Source organism: Streptomyces sp. NPDC002734 (assembly GCF_040295685.1).
In the GTDB taxonomy this organism is placed as follows: domain Bacteria; phylum Actinomycetota; class Actinomycetes; order Streptomycetales; family Streptomycetaceae; genus Streptomyces.
The window spans coordinates 42962-62362 of the sequence record NZ_JBEOVU010000026.1 but is presented as its reverse complement, the minus strand read 5'-3'; the positions used below and the strand labels follow the sequence as shown (position 1 = coordinate 62362).

Here is a 19401-nt window from a genome sequence, read left to right as displayed (position 1 = left end):
CCGGCCGCGCCGCCGTCAGGCGAGCCAGTGACAGGGGAGCCGGAGCAGGTCGACGACGCGCGCCGCCACGGCCTCCGCGTGCGGCGGAGCCTCCTCGCCGGCGATGCCGCGGGTCAGGTGCAGGTGGAGCGACTGCAGCGTGGCGAAGGTGTTGAACGCCCAGACCGGCACCGGCCCCGGGCCGCCGCCCTCCAGGGCGTCCGCCACCACGGCCAGCCATGCGGTCGCCCCGGCGGCGTCCAGGCCCGGGGCCTGGAGGACCCGGGTGAGCGCCCGGGCCAGCCGTGCGTCCTCCAACTGCTCGTAGCGGTGCGCCCCGGGAGCGGTCATCCGGCGGGCGCAGAGCTCCAGCAACTCGGTGCGGCGGCCGGGCAACGCCTTCGCGAACGCGGCGGCCGCGTCCGCGCCGTGAGCCACCGCGTGCAGCCAGCCCAGGGCGTCGTCCCAGCCCCGGGTGTCCTCCTCCGCCGGGTACCAGGCGCTGAAGGCGGCGTACCAGCGCTCCGCGGCCGCATCGGTCACCAGGCCGCCAACGGCGGCGGAACGGGTCAGCACGCAGCTCAGGAGCAGCGGAGCGAAGGCCCGCGCCTGCACCTCCGGGTGCGCGAACCGTTCGGCGGCGCGGTCGCCGAGCTCCTCGAGGACGTCGTCGAGAACCCCTTCCCGGATCCAGCGGGCGGCCGCCGTGCAGGCGTGGTCGTCGCGGACCACCGGGTCGGACGAGACCAGCATCGCCGACAGTTCACCGGCGAGCCGGGACGCCGGGACGGCCTCGGGTACGGGGAATCCGCCGGCCGCGATCGACGGCCAGTCGAGAGGGGCAGTGGTCATCGGCCCACCCTGGCACAGCGCCCGCGCCGGGTGAACGGTCACAGCAGCGGCGGCTCAGGTGAGGTTCAGGCCGCCGTCGAGGACGATCACCTCACCGGTGAGGTACGCGTTGTCGATCACCGACGCGACCAGGGCGGCCACGTCCTCGGGCCCGGCGGGCCTCCGCATCGGCGCGCGCTCCCGCCACAGCTCGTGCGCCTGTGCCCAGTCCCTGGTCATCGGGGTGTCCACCAGCCCCGGCGCGACCGCGTTGACCCGCACCTGGGGGCCCAGCGCGGCCGCCAGCAGCCGGGTCACGTGGTTGAGCGCCGCCTTGCTCGCCGCGTACGGCACCGACGAGCCCTTGGGGCGCACCCCGGCATGGCTGGTGATGTTGACGACGCTGCCGCCCGCCGGGGCCTCGCGCAGCGCCGGCAGAGCCTCCGTGCACAGCACCCACGGCGCGATCAGGTTGACCTCCATCAGCCGCCGCCAGTCCGCGGGCGACGCGGCGGCCAGGTCGTCGTGCGGGATCGGCCAGCTGATGCCCGCGTTGTTCACCAGCACGTCCAGCCGCCCGCACCGCGCGAGCGCCGTCGCGACCAGGCCCCGGGCCTCCTCCTCGACCTCCAGGTCGGCGCGCACGTACTCCCCGCCGAGCTCGGCGGCCAGCGCCCGCCCGGCCTCCGCGCTGCTCCGCGAGTGCACCACCACCCGCATCCCGTCGGCTGCCAGCCGCCGCGCGACGGCCTCCCCGATGCCCGAGGTGGACCCGGTGACCAGGGCGACCGGGCGGTCCGCTTCGTCGATGCTCATGCCGCGGATCCTGCCACGACGGCCCGCGCGCCCCGGAGGCGGCAGGGGAGCGGAGAGCGGGCGCGGTCAGACCGCGGCGTCCGTACCCGGGCCCGGGTCCGCGGCGAACCGGCGCACGGCGGCGCGCTGCCGGCCGGTGACGCGCACCACCACCCACGGCAGGAGGAAGAAGGCCAGGACGCCGGCCGCGAAGTGCAACGCGACGGCTCCGGCGGGATGCGGCCCGCCCCAGGCGTCGGTCGGGTACGGCTCCCAGCCCCAGAGGGGATAGGTCAGGTTGCGGACCGAGACGACCACCCACCCCGCGGCCGCGGCGAACGACAGCGTCGCCAGCACCAGGTCGACGAGGAGCAGCAGGACGGCGCCCCGGACCCGGCCGGTGCGGCGCGGGCGCCGGTGCTCGCCGAAGAAGAGGCGCAGCCGCAGGCGCTCGAACGCGGGACCGGCGGCCCCGGCCACCAGGAGCGCCGCCAGCAGCACCAGCAGGCCCAGCGCGGGACGCCCGCTGTCGTCCGCGGCCCGCATCAGCGGCTGCGGCGCCACCACCAGGACGGCGACGAGCGGCAGCAGCAGCGCGTACAGCAGGTGCCGCCAGGTGTCGCGTCGGAACGGCAGGGTCACCAGCGTCCGGAGACGGGCGGCCGGCGTCGGCGTCGGCGCCTGCGGCGAGGCGGGGGCAGGGCGCGAGGCGGGGGCAGGGCTCATCGGCGTTCCTCCCCGGCGGGACGGCCGGTCAGGTGTGACACCAGGTCGTCCAGGCCGTCCACGTTCCAGTCCGCGCGCGCCGACGGCGTACCGGCCCAGAAGTGGCCCAACGCGCCCCGCCGCACGTGCGCGGTCCGGAAGCCCGCCTCGCGTGCCGGCAGGAGGTCGTTGGCCGGGTGGTCGCCCACGTACACGGTCTCCCCGGGCTCCGCGGGCACCCAGTCGGCGAGCCGCTCGAAGAAGGCGGGGGAGGGCTTCTCGACCCCCCAGTCGCCGGAGACGGCCAGCGCGTCGCACGGAAGGTCCAGGGCGCGCAGGCAGCGGCCCGCACCGCTGCTCTGGTTGCCGGCGACGCCGACCCACACGCCCGCGGACCGCAGGGCGGCCAGCGCGCCCCGGACGTCCGGGTACAGGTCGGACTCGTCGATCACCTCGCCCAGGCCGGCCGCCTCGCGGGCCCGCCACTCGGCGGCCACGTCGATGCCCGGGCGCACCAGGGGCAGCGCGTCCTGGTTGTGCCCGCCCCGGGCGACGACCGCGCCGACGAGCGCGGAGAGGGTGTGGCGGCGGACCCCGAGCCAGTCGGCCCAGTCCGACCAGTACCGGTCGTCGCCGACGAGCGTCTCACCGACGTCGAAGACGGCTGCGCGGATCATGGAGGTCTCCTGTCACCCGGACGTCGACGGCGGACCACCACATCATGGCCGCCGGGCCGTCGTAGCGGTGCCGGTACGGCGATCTCGGGTCACTGTGGGCGGGTCCCGTGCCGTCCGCCGGCGCCCGGGCCGACCGGTCGGCCTCGCCGCCGGGGCGAGTAACCCGTCGCCGCCTGGGGACCCGGGCGGCGGAGGCGAGGCCCGTGGGACAGTTCACGCAGGTGAGACAGCAGATGTCCGCAGGACGCCGGCCGCTGGAGGGCCGGGTCGTGGTGGTGACCGGAGCCGCCCGGGGAGTGGGGGCCGCGCTGGCGCGGGACCTCGCCGGGCGCGGGGCCGTGATCGCGCTGCTGGGCCACGGACAGGCCCGCCTGGAGGCCGTGGCGGCGCAACTGCCCACCCGGGCGCTGCCCGTGGCGGTGGACGTCACCGACGATGAAGCCATGGCCCGGGCCGCCCGCACGGTGCGGGAGAGGCTCGGACCGCCCTCCGCGGTGGTGGCGAACGCGGGGATCGCCGAGGGCGGCCCCTTCGTCGACTCCGACCCCGCGCTGTGGCGGCGCGTCATCGACGTCAACCTCACCGGGAGCGCGATCACCGCACGGGTGTTCCTGCCCGACCTGCTGCGCACCCACGGATACTTCCTTCAGGTCGCCTCGCTGGCCTCGTTCGGCTCCGCGCCCATGATGAGCGCGTACTGCGCCTCCAAGGCCGGTGTGGAGGCCTTCGCCCACTCGCTGCGCGCGGAGATGGCGCACCGGAAGGTGGGCGTGGGCATCGGCTACCTGAACTGGACCGACACCGACATGATCCGGGACGGCGACAAGTACCCCGTGCTGCGGGAGCTGCGCGGCCACATGCCGCCGCCGGCCCGGCGGATCTACCCGGTCACCACCGTCGCCCGGCGGCTCGGCGACGCGGTGGAGAAGCGCCGCGCCACCACCTACATCCCCGTCTGGCTGCGCGCCGTCCAGGGGATCCGCGCGGCGATGCCCGCCGTGGTGACCGCGGTGTCCCGGTACGAACTGCCCCGGCTGGAGGCCGAGGGACCGCTGGAGGCCACCGGCCCGCTGGGCGCGGGCGGCGCCGCCGACCGCGCCGCCCACCCGGCCGCACCCCGGCCCACCTGAGCCCTCCGACGCCCGGCCGCCGGGCTTCTGCCACCCGGCGGCGGCCGAACGCCCGGGGTTCGGTCCGGGCGCGACGGGGCACCCGGCCCGCGACCTTCGGCGGCGAGGCGCCGACCGGGACGCGGACGCGGGAGACGGCATGGCCAAACGGCACCGGTTGATCAAGGCGACGCCCGAGGCGGTCTGGGAGATCCTCGCGGACGGCGAGCGCTACGCGGACTGGGTGGTCGGCACCGCCCGCTCCGAGCCCGTACGCGGCAACTGGCCCGAGGTGGGCGCGGCGATCGCCTACGAGGTCCGCCTCGGCCCCCTGCGGCTGCACAACGAGACCGTGGTGCGCCGCTGCGTCCCCGGCCGGGAGCTGGAGCTCGAGGCCAAGGCGGGGCCGCTCGGCACCGCCAGGATCGCCCTGGACGTCCGGTCCTGGGGCGACGACACCCTGGTCGTCGTCGACGAGCATCCGCTGCGCGGAGCCGGCGGAATGATCCACAACGTGGGTGTGGAGGCGCTGATCCAGCTGCGGCACCGCGAGATGCTGCGGCGCCTGGAAGAGGTCTGCGAGGAGGCGCGCCGCCCCGCCACGGCCGACGGACGGCGCGGACAGGCCGGCGGCGGCAGCCCAGCGCCCGCCGGAGCCTGAGGAGACGGACATGCCCGATGCCGTGGTGATCGGCGCCGGCCCCAACGGGCTGGTCGCCGCCAACCTGCTCGCCGACGCCGGCTGGAGCGTCGTCGTCCTGGAGGAGCAGCCCGAGCCGGGCGGGGCGGTGCGGCACGACCGGGGCGTCGACCCCGACTTCGTGCACGACCTGTTCAGCGCGTTCTACCCGCTCGCCGCCGCCTCGCCGATCGTGGAAGGCCTGCGGCTCGACCGGTACGGGCTGCGCTGGCGGCAGGCCCCCCGGGTGGTGGCGCACCCGCTCACCGACGGACGGTGCGCCGTCCTCGGCCGCACCCTCCCGCAGACCGTCACCTCGCTGGAGGGCTTCGCGGAGGGCGACGGCGAGTCCTGGCGCGAGCTGCACCGCATCTGGGACCGGCTGCGGCCCGACCTGCTCGACGCGCTGTTCACGCCCTTCCCGCCGGTCAAGGCGGGCGCCCGGCTCGCCATGAAGCTGCGCGGCACCGGCGGCCTGCGGCTGGCCCGCAGCCTGGTGCTGCCGGTGCGGCGGCTGGGGGAGGAGGAGTTCCAGGAGGAGGGCGGCCGGCTGCTGCTGGCCGGCAACGCCCTGCACGCCGACCTCCCGCCCGAGGCGGCCGGCAGCGGCGGCTTCGGCTGGCTGATGGCCATGCTCGGCCAGACCTACGGCTTCCCCGTGCCCGAAGGCGGCGCCGGGCAGCTGACCGCCGCGCTGGTGCGGCGGCTGGAGGAACGCGGCGGCGCCGTGCGGTGCGGGCAGCGCGTGGTGGAGGTGGTGGTCCGGCAGGGCACCGCGGTCGCGGTGCGCACCGCGACCGGGGACACCGTCGACGCGCGGCGGGCCGTCCTCGCCGACGTCTCCGTGCCGGCCCTCTACGGCGAACTCGTCGCCCCCGAGCACCTGCCCGCCCAACTCCTGGACGACCTCAAGCGGTTCCAGTGGGACTTCGGCACCGTCAAGGTCGACTGGGCCCTCGACGGCCCCGTCCCCTGGTCGTCCCCGGAGGCCGGCCTGGCCGGCACGGTGCACCTCGCGGACGGGCTGGACGAGCTCACCCGGTTCGCCGCGCAGCTCGCCATGGGCCGGATCCCCGACCGCCCGTTCTGCATCTTCGGCCAGATGACCACCGCCGACCCCACCCGCTCCCCGGCCGGCACAGAATCGGCGTGGGCCTACACCCATGTGCCGCACAGCGTGCGGGGCGACGCCGGGGACGAAGGCATCACCGGCGCCTGGGACGACGACGAGGCCCGGCGGATGGCGGACCGCATGGAACGCCAGGTGGAACGCTTCGCGCCCGGCTTCCGCGACCGGATCCGGGCCCGCCGCATCCTCTCCCCGCCGACCCTCCAGTCGATGGACGCCAACCTGCGCGACGGCGCCATCAACGGCGGCACCACCGCCATGCACCAGCAGCTGTTCTTCCGCCCCCTCCCCGGCACGGGCCGCCCGGAGACAGCCGTACGGCGCCTGTACCTGGCGTCCGCCGCCGCCCATCCCGGCGGCGGCGTGCACGGCGCTCCCGGGGCCAACGCCGCCCGCGCCGCGCTGCACGGGCGCCTGCCCGGCGGCCTTCCGGGCGGCATGGCCCGTGTCCAGCGGCTGCTGACCCGCCGGGACCGCACGGGAGAGCCGAAGCCGGTGCCGGACGAGTGGTGAAGCCGCCCGCCCGGCATGGGGGCGGCCGTGTCCGGGCAGGCTCGCCGCTACGGATCCGCCCGGCCGCGGGTGGCGGCCGATCACCGCGGGCGGACCGCGAGGAGGGAGATCCACGATGGCCGCGTACTTCGGCAACGCCGCCGAGGACCTGGTGCCCGACGGCCTGGCCGGCTTCGCCCGGGCCCACGCGTCCCTGCTGACCCACGACACGGAACACGGCTACCTGCTGGCCCGGGACACCGCGCCCGGACGCCGGGTCGGGCTGCTCTCCGGCGGCGGCTCGGGCCACGAGCCCCTGCACGCCGGTTTCGTCGGACGCGGCATGCTCGACGCGGCCGTCCCCGGCCGGATCTTCGCCTCCCCGCACAACCGCTCCCTCTACGAGGCGTCCGTGGCGGCCGCCCGCGAGGACGGTGTGCTGCACATCGTCAAGAACTACACCGGCGACCGGATCAACTTCGGTATCGCCGCCGAGCGCCTGGCCCACCGCGGCATCCCGTGCGCCCGGGTGCTGGTCGACGACGACCTCGCCTCCGACTCCGAGGACATCCGCGCCGGACGGCGCGGCACCGGGGGCACCGTGCTGGTCGAGAAGATCCTCGGCGCGGCGGCCGACGGCGGCCTCGGCCTGGACGAACTCGCCAAGCTCGGCCACGACCTCGTCGCCCGCTGCCGCACCCTCGCGGTCGCCTCGCGGGCCCACACCGCACCCGGCACCGACCACCCCGCCTTCGACCTCGACCCCGGACAACTGGAGTTCGGCGTCGGCATCCACGGCGAGCGCGCCGACCGGGCCCGCGTCCACGGGCCGTCGCGCGAACTGGTCGCCGAGATGACCGGGGCACTGCTCGAGGCGCTCGCCCCGGCACCGGGCGACCCGGTGATCGCCCTGGTCAACGGCCTGGGCGCGGTTACGCCGCTGGAGCTGTACGGCGTCTTCGGGGAGTTGGCCCGGCTGCTGGACGACCGGGGGCTGGTCCTCGCGCGCTCCCTGGTCGGCGACTACGTGACGGCGTTGGACATGCGGGGGTTCTCGATCACGCTGATGGTCGCCGACCCCCTGGTGCTCGAGCGGTACGACGCGCCCGTGCGGACCGCCGCGCTCACCTGGTGACCAGCACCCCTTCCCGGATCGTCGGAGGCCCACGATGACCACGCACACCGTCCCGTTCGACGGCGCCTTCACCGACGGGTGGATGCGCCGCTTCGCCGAGTCCGCGCGGGCCGCCGAGCCCGAACTGACCGCTCTGGACCAGCAGTCCGGCGACGGCGACTTCGGCGTCAACCTCAACGCGGGCACCCGCGCCGCGCTGCTCCGGCTCGACGCCCTCGGCGCCGGGGAGCTTCCGGCCGCGGCGCCGCTGGAGGCCGCGGCCACCGCCTTCCTCGACGAGGTCGGCGGCACCAGCGGCCCCCTGTTCGGCCTGCTCCTGCAGTCGCTCGCCACGGCGGCGGCCGCCGAGGCGCCCCTGCTGACGACGCCCGCCCTGGCCGAGGGCATCGCCGAGGGCCTCGCCGCCATCCGCCGGGTCGGCGAGGCGGAACCGGGCGACAAGACGCTGGTCGACGCGCTCCACCCGGCTGCCGGGAGGCTCGCCGCCGCCGACGGCGCGACCCCGCCGGACGTGGCCCTGCGGCGCGCCGCCGAGGCCGCCTGGCAGGGCGTACGGGACACCGCGGGACTCCGGGCCCGGCTGGGCCGCGCCGCCTACCTGCGGGAACGCGCCACCGACGTGCCCGACCCGGGCGCCGTCGGCATCGCGCTGTTCCTCACCTCCGCGGGCGGCACGGTCACCGCGCTGACGCCGTACCTGTCACCTGCGGTGAGCTGAACGCCCGCTCGGGCGTGATGACGGAACACGTGGTGACGGAACGCGGGTCAGAAGTAGTGCTTGCGTCCGCCCACCGCGTGGCCCAGCGCGCCCGCGATCCACAGCGCCGCACCGATGACCACGAGGATGATGCCGATCGTCCAGAGGACCGACAGGCCGGCGATGGCGCCGATGATCAGCAGAATGACTCCGAGGAGGATCATGATCGCCTCCAGTGAGGAAGTAGTGCCGATTCCAGTGTGCTCCCACGGCGACGCGAACGCAGGGCGGGTCGACAGGCGATGCGGTGCGTCACCGGACAGGCGCGGAGGGTCCCCATGACAGCGCCGCACGGCGCGGCGGCCGGCCGAGGGCGCCCCGTGCGAGTCGGGCAGGTGACGGGCCTGTTGACGTCGGATGACAGGCGTCACGGTCCGTGCCCGAGTGGCCCGGAGCGGGCTCGGCGGCGGTTAGTGTGATCACTGCCGGCCGAGGCTTCGACCGGTGCGGTTCGCGTGAGGGAGTGGTGAGGTGACGACCGACCGGAGCGCCGCGGGGCGGCCCACGCTGGAAGCCGTCGCCCGCAGGGCGGGGGTCTCGCGGTCCACGGTCTCCCGGGTGATCAACGGGCAGCCGGCGGTGAGCCCGGACGCCGTGCGGCGGGTGCGTGAGGTGGTGCGCGAGCTCGGCTACGTGCCGAACCAGAACGCCAGGAGCCTGGTGACCCGGCGCAGCGACACGGTCGCCGTGGTGATCACCGAGCCGCAGCACCGGCTCTTCGTCGACCCGTACTTCTCCCTGCAACAGCACGGCATCCGGCGGGAGCTCGTCGAGCGGGGCTCGTACCCGGTGCTGCTCTTCATCGAGGAGCCCGAGGACTACGCGCGGGTCGAGGACTTCCTCAGCCGCGGGCACGTCGACGGGGCGCTGCTGCTCTCGCTGCGCGCCGACGACCCGCTGCCCGACATGACGGACCGGCTCGCGCTGCCCGCCGTGTGCGTCGGGCGACGGCCGCCGTTCGGCAGGGCCGAGTCGGACCGCTACCTGTACGTCAACTCCGACAACCGCGGTGGCGCGCGCGAGGCGGTCCGGCACCTGGTGGGGCTCGGCCGCCGCGCCGTCGCGACGATCACCGGGGCGATGGAGCAGACCGCGGCGGTGGACCGGCTGCGCGGCTACCGCGACGTGCTGCCCGACGCGGCGCCGGAGATGGTGGTCGAGGGCGACTTCACCGAGGCGGGCGGCGCGGCCGCGATGCGCCGTCTGCTCGACCGGAACCCGGACGTGGACGCGGTGTTCGTCGCCTCCGACCTGATGGCGGCCGGCGCGCTGCGGGTGCTGAGGGAGCGCGGGCGGAGGGTGCCCGAAGACGTGGCCGTGGTGGGCTTCGACGACATTCCCGCCATCGCCGAGGCCACGGACCCGCCGCTGACGACCGTCAACCAGGACGCGGAGGAGCTGGGGCGGCTGATGGCCCGTACCCTCCTCGACCACATCGCGGACTGTGCCGCCGGCGAGGCCGTCGACCGCACCCCCTTCACCCCCGTCATCATGCCCACCCGCCTCGTCCTCCGCGCCTCCGCCTGACCCCGCGCCGCGCGGGCCGTGCCTGCCGTTCCTGCGGGCGGCACGGGCGGCATTGGGCGGCACGGGCGGGCGGGCGCAGGGGCGGCGCGGTCAGTTGTCGGGCTGGTCCCGCCCCCGCGCGTGGCGGAACCGGGCCAGCCCGTCCGCGAGGTCGACCAGCGGCGGGGGATACCCGAGAGCCACCCGTTCCTCCTCCGGCAGCCGCCACGGCTCGTGCACGAACCGGTCCGCCACGTCCCGCAACTCCGGCACCCAACGCCGGACGTACGCGCCGCGGGGGTCGAACCGCTTGCCCTGGACCACCGGGTTGAGTACCCGGTGCGGCCGTGTGTCCGTCCCCGTGCCGGCCACCCACTGCCAGTTCAGCTGGTTGTTGACGACGTCCCCGTCGACCAGCAGGTCGAGGAAGTGCCGCGCGCCGATCCGCCAGTCCACGTACAGCGTCTTGGTCAGGAAGCTGGCCGCCAGCAGCCGCCCCCGGTTGTGCATCCACCCCTCGTGGACCAGCTGCCGCATCGCCGCGTCCACCATCGGATACCCGGTGCGGCCCTCCCGCCACGCGGTGATCTCCTCGTGCGCGACCTCCTCCCCGCGCCAGTGGTCGTCCCGGGTGCGGTAGTCCCGCACGGACGCGTCGGGGCGGGCCGCCAGCACCTGGTGGTGGAAGTCCCGCCAGCACAACTGCCGCACGAACGCCTCCGCCCCCGCGCCCCCGTGCTCACGGGCCCGCCGGACCAGCTCCACCGGCGACAGCGCGCCGAAGTGCAGGTACGGCGACAGCCGGGAGGTCACGTCGCCCGCCAGGTCGTCCTGCCCCTCGTCGTAGGCGTCGATCCCCGCCCCCAGCCAGTCGTCCAGCCGCTCACGCCCCGCGCTCTCCCCGCCGGGGAGCAGCCCCGGTGAAACCCCCTCCCGCCCGTCCCGGGAAGGCATCGCCTCTCCGCGCACCGCCTCGGGCACCCGCACGGCACGCGGCGCCGGGAGCGGGTCGCGCAGCCGCTCCTGGGACCAGCGGCGGAAGTAGGGCGAGAACACCGCGAAGTGGTCGGACTGCGCCGGGGTGACCGCACCCGGCGTCACGGCGGTGATCACCGCGTCGTGCGTCCGCACCTCCACACCCCGCCCGCGCAGCGCCTCCCGCAGCCGCTCCTCCCGCCGGTGGGCGTACGCGGTGACCCCCGCGGCCAGGTGCACCTCGCCGGCCCCGCACTCCTCGGCGACCGCCGAGACCTCCCGTTCCACCGGCCCGGACCGCAGCACCAGCCGCCCACCGCGCCCGCGCAAGGACGCGTCGAGGTCGGCCAGGCACGCTGCGAGGAAGGCGGCGCGGTTGGGGACGTCGAACCCGACGGCGTGCACCCCCGGGTCGCGGACGAACAGCGGCACCACCTCGTCGGCCGCGGCGAGGGCGGCGGCCAGCGGAGGATGGTCGTGCAGCCGCAGGTCGGCGGTGAACAGGACGACCGCCACGGTCATGTCGTCGCTCCAGGTTCGGTGAGGCGGTGGAACGGGCGCGGCCCCGCCGGACCCGTCCGGCCGAGCATCGCGCCGGACACCGGGCGACGCCGGACGCCACGCCGGGCGCGGCTGCCCCGGAACGGTTCGGCAGCCCCGTGCAACCGCCTCGGCACCCTCGCGCCGACGGCACAGGAGACGAGACACCGGGGGCGCAGTGCGGTCAGAGAGCCGCATTGAGGCCAGAAACCGTCCGCAATGGCCCCTACCGTGAGGTCACGAGCCGTCTCCCCGCCCACGGCTCCCCGACCCCGATGCCCGGCCACCGGCCACCCGTCCCCGACCTCCGCCCCCGAACTCCGACTTCCGACCTCCGACCTCCGACAAGGACGGCACCCGAATGGCGCTCACCTCCATGCGACCGGCCACCCTGTCCCGCCGGGCGCTCAACCGGGCCTTCCTGGCCCGCCAGCTCCTCCTGGAGCGCGTCCCGTCGTCCGCCCATGCGGTCGTCGAGCACCTCGCCGGCCTTCAGGCGCAGGACCCGCAGGCCCCCTACGTCGGCCTGTGGACCAGGATGCGCGACTTCGACGCCGAGGAACTGTCGACCCTGCTGCTGGAGCGCTCCGCGGTGCGTCTCGCCCTGCAGCGCAGCACCGTCCACCTGGTCACCGCCGAGGACTGCCGGCTGCTGCGCCCCACCCTGCGGCCCGGCATCGAGCGCGCCGTCGGGCCGCGCGTGTGGCGGCAGCTGGAAGGCGTCGACCCCGCAGAGCTGGAGGCCACCGGGCGGGCCTGGCTGGACGAGCGGCCGCGCAGCTCGGCCGAGCTGTCGCGGCTGCTGGCCGGGCGGTGGCCCGGCCTGGACGTCTCCCTGCTGGTGGTCGCGCTGCGCGCCGCGGTGCCCCTGGTACAGCTCCCGCCGCGCGGTCTGTGGGGTCGCTCGGGACAGCCGGTGTTCGCCACCGCCGAGACCTGGTTGTCGGGCCCTATGGCGCCGGCCCCCGACCCGGAACTGCTGGTGCGCCGCTACCTCGCCGCCTTCGGCCCGGCCTCGGTGGCGGACGTGCAGACCTGGTCCGGCCTGACCCGCCTGCGGCAGACCCTGGACGGCCTGCGGGAGGAGCTCCTGGTCTTCACGGACGAGAACGGGACCGAACTCCTCGACGTGCCCGACGCCCCGCGCCCCGACCCGGACACCCCCGCCCCGGTGCGCTTCCTCGCCGAGTTCGACAACGCGGTCCTCTCGCACGCCGACCGGTCGCGGATCATCAGCGACGAGAACCGGCGGCGGCTGATGACCCGCAACGCCGTCATCCCCGGCACCGTGCTGGTCGACGGCTTCGTGCGCGGCGTCTGGCGCAAGGAGAAGAAGGGCCGCGGAGCCGCCCGGCTGGTCGTCACCCCCTACGCCGCGCTGGGCGCGCGGGAACGCGAGGAGGTGGAGCGGGAGGGCGCCGCCCTGCTCGCCTTCCTGGCCCCCGGCGCCGACGAGGTCCTGATCGAGGCGGCCGGCGACGCCTGACCGGGGACCCGGCCGACAGCCCGGGGGTGGTCGTCGGGGAGCGGATCGGGGAGGATGTCCGGTCGGCCGGTACCCTGGCCAGTCGGTTCGGCCCGAGGAAAGAGGAGCAGCACATGACGGACGGCGAGCGGCCCGGGCAGGACGAGCCGATCCGGGTCTTCCTGCTGGACGACCACGAGGTGGTCCGGCGGGGCGTGCACGACCTGCTCGACGACGAACCGGACCTCACCGTGGTCGGGGAGGCCGGCACGGCCGAGCAGGCGCTGATCCGCATACCCGCCCTGCGTCCGCACGTCGCGGTGCTCGACGTACGCCTCCCGGACGGCGACGGCGTGAGCGTGTGCCGTGAACTGCGTTCGCGCATGCCGGAGTTGGCCTGCCTGATGCTGACCTCCTTCGACGACGAGGAGGCGCTGCTCGACTCGATCATGGCCGGCGCCTCCGGGTACGTGCTGAAGCAGATCCAGGGCTCCGACCTGGTGTCGGCCGTGCGCGCCGTGGCCCGGGGCGAGTCGCTGCTCGACCCGAGCGCCACGGCGAGGCTGATGGCCCGCCTGCGGGGCGGACCGGAGAAGGAGGAGCAGCAGGACGAGCTGACGGGGCTCACCGAGCGGGAGCGGGAGATCCTGGCCCTCATCGGCGAGGGCCTCACCAACCGGCAGATCGGCCTGCGGCTGTACCTCGCGGAGAAGACGGTCAAGAACCACATCTCCCGGCTGCTCGCCAAGCTCGGCGTCGAGCGGCGCATCCAGGCGGCCGTGATCGCCACCCAGGCGAAGGACCGCCTGCGGCAGCGGACCGACTGAGCGCACCCGCCGCACCAGGGACCGGCCGTCCCGGGACGGCCGGGACCGTCGGGCCCCGGGCCCGGGACCCTCGGCCGCGGGGGTGGGACCAGCGGCCTCTGCCGGGGAAGGGGCGCGGGGCGAAGACTCGGAGGAGCCTGAAGGAGGTTCCCCATGACCCGCACCATCACCGTCGGCCTGGACGGCTCGCCGGAAAGCTTTGCCGCCGCCGACTGGGCCGCCCGCGAGGCCTTCCTGCGGGACCTGCCCCTGCGGCTGGTCAACGCCGCCGACTGGCAGCCTGCCGTGTACGTCTCCGCGACCCTCGCCGCACCGCTGCCGCCGAGCGACCTGCGGCAGGAGTGGTCGGCACGGCTCCTGGACGAGGCGCGGACCCACCTCGCGCACCGTCACCCCGAGCTGCGGGTCGAGTCCCAGGAGCTCACCGGGCAGCCCGTCACGGCGCTGCTCCGGGCCGCGGAGGAGTCCGAGCTGCTGGTGCTGGGCTCGCGCGGCCTCGGCAGGATCGCCGGGTTCCTGATCGGCTCCTTCTCCCAGGCGGTGCTGGCCCGCAGCGAGCGGCCGGTGGTCGTCGTGCGGCCCGGCGCGCACGGCGAGGAGGCGGGGGAGCGGCCGGCCGGCGAGGGAGCCGGAGCCCCGGCCGCCCGGGAGATCGTCCTCGGCCTCGATCTGGAGAAGCCCGGTGACGAGGTGATCGCCTACGCCTTCGAGGCCGCCTCCCGCAGCGGCGCGCCCCTGCGGGTCGTGCACGGCTGGACCGTTCCGCCCTACTACTACGGCGGCGACCTCATGCCCGAGCTGCGCGAGGACCTGGCCGCGCGGGCGCCGCAGGAGCTGGCCGAGGTGCTGGCGCCCTGGCGGGAGAAGTTCCCCGAGGTCGAGGTGATCGCCCAGGCCGTGGTCGGCGGAGCCGGCTCCCACCTGATCGAGGCGTCGGCCGACGCGGCGCTGGTCGTCGTCGGCCGCAGGATCCGCCGGTCGGCGGTCGGCACCCACATCGGCCCGGTCGTCCAGGCGCTGCTGCACCACGCCGCCGCGCCGGTGGCCGTCGTCCCGCACGACTGACCGGCGGCCCCGACCGCACAGCGATCCACCGGAAGCGACCGGGCGGCCCGCCGGGACCGCCCGGTTCCGCCGCCCTCCGCGCCACCGGACGGCGGCGCCGGACGCGTCGGCCTCCCTCCGACGCCCAGGCCCTGCACCCGGCGGGAGAACGAGATGAGGATGCGGACACGCGGCGGCCGCTCGGTCGACGTCACGCGTACGGCACCGGACGGCCTGCCCGCCGGCAAGGGGGGCGTCGTCCTCGACGTCTTTCCCGGTCCCCGCGCCGGCGGCCGGCAGGCGGTGTCGCTCACGCCCGACGAGGCCCGGCGCCTGGCCGAACTGATGGTGTCCCAGGCCGCGGCCGCCGACTCCGGCGACACCACCGGCCGGCCCGGACGGGTGGACGTCACGCCCGGCGAGGGCCTGGCCCTGGAGATCCGGACCCGCGGACACGTCCTGGTCGCCGACCAGCCCCTGGAGGCCGGGGGCGCCGACGCCGCCCCGACCCCGGTCGAGCTGTTCGTCGCGTCGATCGCGTCCTGCGCGGCGCACTACGCGGGCAGCTACCTGGACCGTCACGGCATCACCCGGGACGGCCTGTCCGTGCGGGCCGAGTTCCACATGGCGGAGGACCGCCCGGCCCGGGTGCGGACCCTCGCCCTGACGGTGGCGGCGCCGCACCTGCCGCCGTCCCGGCTCGCCGCGATGCGCGCCGTGGTCTCCCACTGCACGGTGACCAACACGCTCGAGCGGCTCCCGGACCTGACACTGGACGTCCACTGCGGGCCGGACCCGGCCCCCACCCCGGCCCCCACCCCGGACACCGGTCCGGATGTGACCCACCCGTCCACCCCGGCCGCCTGACCCCGCCCGTCGCCCCTGTCGCACGACCCCGCGCCGCCCGGCCCCGCCGGGCGGCGCGTCCTGTCGTCGGGGGACCGGTCCGACGGGTGCCGCGCCGAACGTCCCTGCGGGGAAGGGACGTTCAGCACCACGCCATGGCCCCAGCGGCACCCGGTGCGCGACGGGGCCGCACGGGAGAGTGAGGGGTGTCCGGGAACGCCCGGACACCCCTCGAAAGGAACCGTCATGGCCGTGCACCAGCACACCACCGCGCACAACGGCCGGCACCTGCCGACCCCGCGCCGGCGCCGGAGCACCGCGGCCGCCGGCACCGCCGACGCCACCGTCACGGCGCGCACCGAGACCCGCACCGCCCAGGCCTACGCCTTTGCCGCGGCCCGCCTGCTCATGGGGTTCGTCTTCCTCTGGGCCTTCCTCGACAAGACCTTCGGCCTCGGCTACGCCACCCCGTCCGGCAAGGGCTGGATCGACGGCGGTTCGCCCACCGAGGGGTTCCTCGGCCACGTCGCCGTCGGCCCGATGGAGTCCACGTTCCACGCCTGGGCGGGCGCCGCCTGGGCCGACCGGCTGTTCATGCTGGGCCTCCTCGGCATCGGCCTCGCGCTCACCGCCGGGGTCGCGATGCGCCTCACGGCCCTCGCCGGGACCGTGATGATGGCGCTGATGTGGGTGGCGGAATGGCCGCCCGCCCAGCACCTGTCCGACGGCTCCCCGAGCATGTCGACCAATCCCTTCGTCGACTACCACCTCGTCTACGCGCTGGTGCTGGTCGCCCTCGCCGCCGCGTCGGCCGGCGAACACCTCGGCCTCGGCCGGCTGTGGGCCCGGCTCCCCGTCGTCCGCGACCACGCGTGGCTGCGCTGAACCCCGCCGGTGCGGTGGAACCGGGCAGGGCCCACCGCACCGGCCCCCCACCGCACGACCGAACCCGCACCGCGCGTACCACCCGCACAGCCCGCACAGCCCGCACAGCCCGCACCGCCCGTGACGAACACCCCCAGGAGGTGGGTGCCATGACCGGCACGATCATCGTTGGATTCGACGGCTCGGCCGAGAGCCGCGCCGCGGCCGACTGGGCCGCCCGCGAGGCCCGGCTGCGGGGCTCCGCCGTCCAGCTGGTCCACGTCCGGCAGTCGATGCCGGAACCGATGGGCGAAGGCCTGCTCGTGACCGCCGAGACCCGCCGGCACTGGACCGAGCGCATACCGCGCGAGGCCGCCTCCCGGCTGAGGGAGCGTCACCCCGGCCTGGAGGTCGGCGTCCAGCACGTCGACGACGCCTCCGCCCAGGGCCTGCTGGGCGCCGCCCGCGACGCGGACCTGCTGGTCCTCGGCTCCCGGGCGCTCAGCGGCGTCGGCGGCTTCCTGGTCGGATCCGTCGGCCGGGCCGTGGTGTCCCGGGCCCAGGTCCCCGTCGTCCTCGTCCGCGCCGGGGAGAAGGCCGCCGACGAGCACGTCGAGGACGCCCAGGGCGCCCCGTCCACCGGGACCCGCTTCCGGCCCGTCGTCCTCGGCCTCGACGCCGGCCACCCCGACGGCACGCTGATCGCGTTCGCCTTCGAGGAGGCGCTGCGCCGCGACACCCCGCTGGTCGTCAGCAGCAGCTGGTACCTGCCGCCCTACGCGGTGTACGACCTGGCGGCCGGCGTCAGCCCCCGGGACGAGCTCGCCCGCGAGGCCGCCGCCGAACTCACCGAGACACTGCGGCCCTGGCGGGAGAAGTACCCGCGGGCCGAGGTCGTCGAGGCGTGCCGCCTCGGCAGCCCCGCCGACCACCTGGTCGACGCCTCCCGCGAGGCCTCGCTGGTCGTCGTCGGCCGCCGCATCCGCCGCAACCCGCTGGGCACCCACATCGGGTCCGTCGCCCAGGCGGTCATGCACCACGCCACCGCCCCCGTCGCGGTCGTCGCCCACGACTGACACGGCGCCGGCCGAGGAGCAGGCCGGCGAGGAGAAGGCCGGTGAGGAGCAGGCCGGCCGAGGAGAGAAGAGGGAACGATGAAGGCAGCAGTGGTCAAGGAGTTCGGCGCCCCGCTCGTCATCGAGGAGCGCCCCGACCCCGAGCCCGGCCCGGGCCAGGTCCGCATCCGCGTCGAGGCGTCCGGACTGTGCCACACCGACATCCACGCCGCGCACGGCGACTGGCCGGTCAGGCCGGTCCCGCCCTTCGTGCCCGGACACGAGGGCGTCGGCCTGGTCGAGAAGCTCGGCGAGGGCGTCACCCACCTGTCGGTCGGCGACCGGGTCGCCGTGCCCTGGCTGGGCAGCGCCTGCGGACGCTGCGAGCACTGCCTGTCCGGCTGGGAGACGCTCTGCGAGAGCCAGGTCAACACCGGCTACGGCTGCGACGGCGGGTACGCCGAGAAGATGCTGGCCCGCGCCGACTTCGCGCAACTCGTGCCCGAGGGCGTCAGCGCCGTCGACGCCGCCCCGCTGACCTGCGCGGGCGTCACCACCTACAAGGCGCTGAAGGTCGCCGGCGTCGGCCCCGCCCAGCTCGTCGCGATCTCCGGGGTGGGCGGCCTCGGTCACCTCGCCGTGCAGTACGCGAAGATCGCCGGGGCCACCGTCGTCGCGATCGACGTCACCGACGACAAGCTCGCACTCGCCCGGGAACTGGGCGCGGACATCGTCGTCGACGCCCGCACCCAGGACGTCGCCGCCGAACTGAAGCGGCACGGAGGCGCCCACGCGGCCCTCGCCCTCGCCGTGGACCCGGCCGCCTTCGCGGCCGTCAACGCCGGGCTCCGGCGCGGCGGAAAGCTTGTCATGGTGGCCCTGCCGGCCCACGGCACCCTGGAGATCCCGATCTTCGACACCGTCCTCAACGGCACCTCGGTGATCGGCTCCATCGTCGGCACCCGCCAGGACCTCGACGAGGTCTTCCGCCTGCACGCCGCGGGCCGCACCCGGGTCGTCCACCAGACCCGGCCGCTCGCCGCGGTCAACGAGGCCGTCGATGAGGTCCTGCGCGGCGACGTCAAGGCCCGCATCGTCTTCGACCTCACCCGGGAAGGATGAGCACCGTGCGCCTGCCCCTGGTCGTCGGCGTCGACGGCTCCGAGCACAGCCTGCGGGCCGTCGACTGGGCGGCCGACGAGGCCGCCCTGCACGGCGTCCCGCTGCGGCTGGTCCACGCCTCCCGGTGGGAGCGGTACGAAGGTCCCGCCCTCGCCGACGAGATCGGCGGACCGGCCGGCGAGGTGAGCGGCGAGGACATCCTGCGCGCCGCCGCCCTACGGGCCCGGCGCCGCCGGGCGGACCTCGACGTCACCACCGACGTGGTGCCCGAGGAACCCGAGTACGTCCTGCTCCGCGAGGGCCGCCGGTCCTCGGCCGTGGTCGTCGGCACGCGGGGCCGCGGCGCCCTCGCCCACGCCCTGCTCGGCTCGGTGAGCCTGACCGTCGCCACCCGCGCGCGCTGCCCGGTCGTCGTGGTCCGCGGTCCGGAGGGCCGGGCACCCGGTCCCGGCCGCGACCGGGTCGTCGTGGGCGTGGCCGAGGCGCCGACCGCCGCGGTGCGCTTCGCCTGCGAGGAGGCCGCCCGGCGCCGGGTCCCGCTGACCGCCGTCCGCGCCTGGCGCCGCCCCTCGCACGATCCCCTCGACCACCCGCTGCTCACCGGCGATCCGGAGCACATGCACGCCGCGCGGGCCGCGGCCGAACTGGAGGCCGCCCTCGCCGACGCGCCGCCGGATCTCGACCTGGAACGGCGGACCGCCGAGGGCCCGCCCGGCCAGGTGCTGCTCGACGCCTCGAAGGAGGCCGGACTGCTGGTGATCGGCCGCCGGGACCCCAAGCACCTCGGGCCCCATCTCGGGCGCGTCGCCCACCGGGTCCTGCAGCACGGCGACTGCCCCGTCGTGGTCGTCCCCGACGCCTGACCGGCG

Annotated in this window: 20 protein-coding genes; 14 read left to right on the top strand and 6 right to left on the bottom strand. The window is 75.9% G+C overall.

Annotation, left to right across the window (positions count from 1 at the left end):
• Positions 1 to 15: 15 nt before the first annotated feature.
• The 4 genes from ABT026_RS22420 to ABT026_RS22405 all read right to left on the bottom strand — a co-directional run bounded on the left by ABT026_RS22420 (position 16) and on the right by ABT026_RS22405 (position 2987).
• Positions 16 to 831 (bottom strand): DUF2785 domain-containing protein, encoded by an 816-nt coding sequence (locus tag ABT026_RS22420; RefSeq protein WP_351116721.1) that lies wholly within the window; start codon positions 829 to 831, stop codon positions 16 to 18.
• Positions 832 to 885: 54 nt separating this feature from the next.
• A complete protein-coding gene (locus tag ABT026_RS22415) occupies positions 886 to 1626 on the bottom strand; it encodes an SDR family NAD(P)-dependent oxidoreductase (protein WP_351116719.1) in 741 nt (246 codons plus the stop codon).
• A gap of 66 nt (positions 1627 to 1692) precedes the next feature.
• Positions 1693 to 2331: a hypothetical protein gene (locus tag ABT026_RS22410; protein WP_351116717.1), complete on the bottom strand. Its 639-nt coding sequence runs from the start codon at positions 2329 to 2331 to the stop codon at positions 1693 to 1695.
• Positions 2328 to 2987 (bottom strand): HAD family hydrolase, encoded by a 660-nt coding sequence (locus ABT026_RS22405; RefSeq protein WP_351116716.1) that lies wholly within the window; start codon positions 2985 to 2987, stop codon positions 2328 to 2330. Before ABT026_RS22405 ends, ABT026_RS22410 begins: the two co-directional genes overlap by 4 nt.
• 233 nt (positions 2988 to 3220) lie before the next feature.
• Here ABT026_RS22405 and ABT026_RS22400 point away from each other — a divergent pair, with 233 nt between their 5' ends.
• The 5 genes from ABT026_RS22400 (at position 3221) to ABT026_RS22380 (ending at position 8249) form a co-directional block, all read left to right on the top strand.
• The gene (locus ABT026_RS22400; RefSeq protein WP_351116715.1) at positions 3221 to 4117 is read left to right on the top strand and encodes an SDR family oxidoreductase; all 897 of its coding nucleotides are present in this window, start codon (positions 3221 to 3223) and stop codon (positions 4115 to 4117) included.
• 139 nt (positions 4118 to 4256) lie between these two features.
• Positions 4257 to 4757: an SRPBCC family protein gene (locus tag ABT026_RS22395; protein ID WP_351116713.1), complete on the top strand. Its 501-nt coding sequence runs from the start codon at positions 4257 to 4259 to the stop codon at positions 4755 to 4757.
• A 10-nt stretch (positions 4758 to 4767) separates the two neighbouring features.
• On the top strand, positions 4768 to 6417 hold the full coding sequence (locus ABT026_RS22390; protein WP_351116710.1) for a phytoene desaturase family protein: 1650 nt from the start codon (positions 4768 to 4770) through the stop codon (positions 6415 to 6417).
• A 115-nt stretch (positions 6418 to 6532) separates the two neighbouring features.
• Positions 6533 to 7531, top strand: coding sequence for a dihydroxyacetone kinase subunit DhaK (locus ABT026_RS22385; RefSeq protein ID WP_351116709.1), 999 nt, complete (start codon positions 6533 to 6535; stop codon positions 7529 to 7531).
• Between the two features lie 34 nt (positions 7532 to 7565).
• Positions 7566 to 8249, top strand: a complete 684-nt coding sequence (locus ABT026_RS22380) for a DAK2 domain-containing protein (RefSeq protein ID WP_351116707.1) — start codon at positions 7566 to 7568, stop codon at positions 8247 to 8249.
• Positions 8250 to 8296: 47 nt separating this feature from the next.
• On the opposite strand, the gene ABT026_RS22375 is transcribed toward ABT026_RS22380, so the two are convergent.
• Positions 8297 to 8452, bottom strand: coding sequence for a DUF6131 family protein (locus ABT026_RS22375; protein WP_351116706.1), 156 nt, complete (start codon positions 8450 to 8452; stop codon positions 8297 to 8299).
• A gap of 307 nt (positions 8453 to 8759) precedes the next feature.
• On the opposite strand from ABT026_RS22375, the gene ABT026_RS22370 reads away from it, so the two are divergent.
• A complete protein-coding gene (locus tag ABT026_RS22370) occupies positions 8760 to 9815 on the top strand; it encodes a LacI family DNA-binding transcriptional regulator (protein WP_351116704.1) in 1056 nt (351 codons plus the stop codon).
• A gap of 90 nt (positions 9816 to 9905) precedes the next feature.
• Here the strand turns inward: ABT026_RS22370 and ABT026_RS22365 are convergent, their stop codons facing one another.
• Entirely contained in the window at positions 9906 to 11291 is a 1386-nt protein-coding gene (locus ABT026_RS22365; RefSeq protein WP_351116702.1) for a cryptochrome/photolyase family protein, read from the bottom strand.
• A gap of 379 nt (positions 11292 to 11670) precedes the next feature.
• Here ABT026_RS22365 and ABT026_RS22360 point away from each other — a divergent pair, with 379 nt between their 5' ends.
• The 8 genes from ABT026_RS22360 (at position 11671) to ABT026_RS22325 (ending at position 19395) form a co-directional block, all read left to right on the top strand.
• Positions 11671 to 12795, top strand: a complete 1125-nt coding sequence (locus tag ABT026_RS22360) for a winged helix DNA-binding domain-containing protein (RefSeq protein ID WP_351116700.1) — start codon at positions 11671 to 11673, stop codon at positions 12793 to 12795.
• A gap of 113 nt (positions 12796 to 12908) precedes the next feature.
• Complete coding sequence (locus tag ABT026_RS22355; protein ID WP_351116698.1) at positions 12909 to 13601, top strand: response regulator; 693 nt, start codon at positions 12909 to 12911, stop codon at positions 13599 to 13601.
• A 153-nt stretch (positions 13602 to 13754) separates the two neighbouring features.
• A complete protein-coding gene (locus ABT026_RS22350; RefSeq protein WP_351116696.1) occupies positions 13755 to 14666 on the top strand; it encodes a universal stress protein in 912 nt (303 codons plus the stop codon).
• A gap of 153 nt (positions 14667 to 14819) precedes the next feature.
• Positions 14820 to 15512 (top strand): OsmC family protein, encoded by a 693-nt coding sequence (locus tag ABT026_RS22345; protein WP_351116695.1) that lies wholly within the window; start codon positions 14820 to 14822, stop codon positions 15510 to 15512.
• A gap of 225 nt (positions 15513 to 15737) precedes the next feature.
• Positions 15738 to 16376 carry a hypothetical protein gene (locus ABT026_RS22340; RefSeq protein ID WP_351116693.1) on the top strand — a complete coding sequence of 213 codons (639 nt, stop codon included), beginning with the start codon at positions 15738 to 15740 and terminating at the stop codon, positions 16374 to 16376.
• Between the two features lie 149 nt (positions 16377 to 16525).
• On the top strand, positions 16526 to 17431 hold the full coding sequence (locus ABT026_RS22335; protein WP_351116691.1) for a universal stress protein: 906 nt from the start codon (positions 16526 to 16528) through the stop codon (positions 17429 to 17431).
• A gap of 78 nt (positions 17432 to 17509) precedes the next feature.
• The gene (adhP, locus tag ABT026_RS22330) at positions 17510 to 18532 is read left to right on the top strand and encodes an alcohol dehydrogenase AdhP (protein ID WP_351116690.1); all 1023 of its coding nucleotides are present in this window, start codon (positions 17510 to 17512) and stop codon (positions 18530 to 18532) included.
• Between the two features lie 5 nt (positions 18533 to 18537).
• The gene (locus ABT026_RS22325) at positions 18538 to 19395 is read left to right on the top strand and encodes a universal stress protein (protein WP_351116783.1); all 858 of its coding nucleotides are present in this window, start codon (positions 18538 to 18540) and stop codon (positions 19393 to 19395) included.
• The last annotated feature ends 6 nt before the right edge of the window (positions 19396 to 19401 follow it).

What these genes read in the sequence shown, in the direction of transcription:
- ABT026_RS22420 (WP_351116721.1), bottom strand. Translation starts at nt 831, where the DNA reads ATGACCACTGCCCCTCTCGACTGGCCGTCGATCGCGGCCGGCGGATTC.
- ABT026_RS22415 (WP_351116719.1), bottom strand. Translation starts at nt 1,626, where the DNA reads ATGAGCATCGACGAAGCGGACCGCCCGGTCGCCCTGGTCACCGGGTCC.
- ABT026_RS22410 (WP_351116717.1), bottom strand. Translation starts at nt 2,331, where the DNA reads ATGAGCCCTGCCCCCGCCTCGCGCCCTGCCCCCGCCTCGCCGCAGGCG.
- ABT026_RS22405 (WP_351116716.1), bottom strand. Translation starts at nt 2,987, where the DNA reads ATGATCCGCGCAGCCGTCTTCGACGTCGGTGAGACGCTCGTCGGCGAC.
- ABT026_RS22400 (WP_351116715.1), top strand. Translation starts at nt 3,221, where the DNA reads ATGTCCGCAGGACGCCGGCCGCTGGAGGGCCGGGTCGTGGTGGTGACC.
- ABT026_RS22395 (WP_351116713.1), top strand. Translation starts at nt 4,257, where the DNA reads ATGGCCAAACGGCACCGGTTGATCAAGGCGACGCCCGAGGCGGTCTGG.
- ABT026_RS22390 (WP_351116710.1), top strand. Translation starts at nt 4,768, where the DNA reads ATGCCCGATGCCGTGGTGATCGGCGCCGGCCCCAACGGGCTGGTCGCC.
- ABT026_RS22385 (WP_351116709.1), top strand. Translation starts at nt 6,533, where the DNA reads ATGGCCGCGTACTTCGGCAACGCCGCCGAGGACCTGGTGCCCGACGGC.
- ABT026_RS22380 (WP_351116707.1), top strand. Translation starts at nt 7,566, where the DNA reads ATGACCACGCACACCGTCCCGTTCGACGGCGCCTTCACCGACGGGTGG.
- ABT026_RS22375 (WP_351116706.1), bottom strand. Translation starts at nt 8,452, where the DNA reads ATGATCCTCCTCGGAGTCATTCTGCTGATCATCGGCGCCATCGCCGGC.
- ABT026_RS22365 (WP_351116702.1), bottom strand. Translation starts at nt 11,291, where the DNA reads ATGACCGTGGCGGTCGTCCTGTTCACCGCCGACCTGCGGCTGCACGAC.
- ABT026_RS22360 (WP_351116700.1), top strand. Translation starts at nt 11,671, where the DNA reads ATGGCGCTCACCTCCATGCGACCGGCCACCCTGTCCCGCCGGGCGCTC.
- ABT026_RS22355 (WP_351116698.1), top strand. Translation starts at nt 12,909, where the DNA reads ATGACGGACGGCGAGCGGCCCGGGCAGGACGAGCCGATCCGGGTCTTC.
- ABT026_RS22350 (WP_351116696.1), top strand. Translation starts at nt 13,755, where the DNA reads ATGACCCGCACCATCACCGTCGGCCTGGACGGCTCGCCGGAAAGCTTT.
- ABT026_RS22345 (WP_351116695.1), top strand. Translation starts at nt 14,820, where the DNA reads ATGAGGATGCGGACACGCGGCGGCCGCTCGGTCGACGTCACGCGTACG.
- ABT026_RS22340 (WP_351116693.1), top strand. Translation starts at nt 15,738, where the DNA reads ATGGCCGTGCACCAGCACACCACCGCGCACAACGGCCGGCACCTGCCG.
- ABT026_RS22335 (WP_351116691.1), top strand. Translation starts at nt 16,526, where the DNA reads ATGACCGGCACGATCATCGTTGGATTCGACGGCTCGGCCGAGAGCCGC.
- adhP (WP_351116690.1), top strand. Translation starts at nt 17,510, where the DNA reads ATGAAGGCAGCAGTGGTCAAGGAGTTCGGCGCCCCGCTCGTCATCGAG.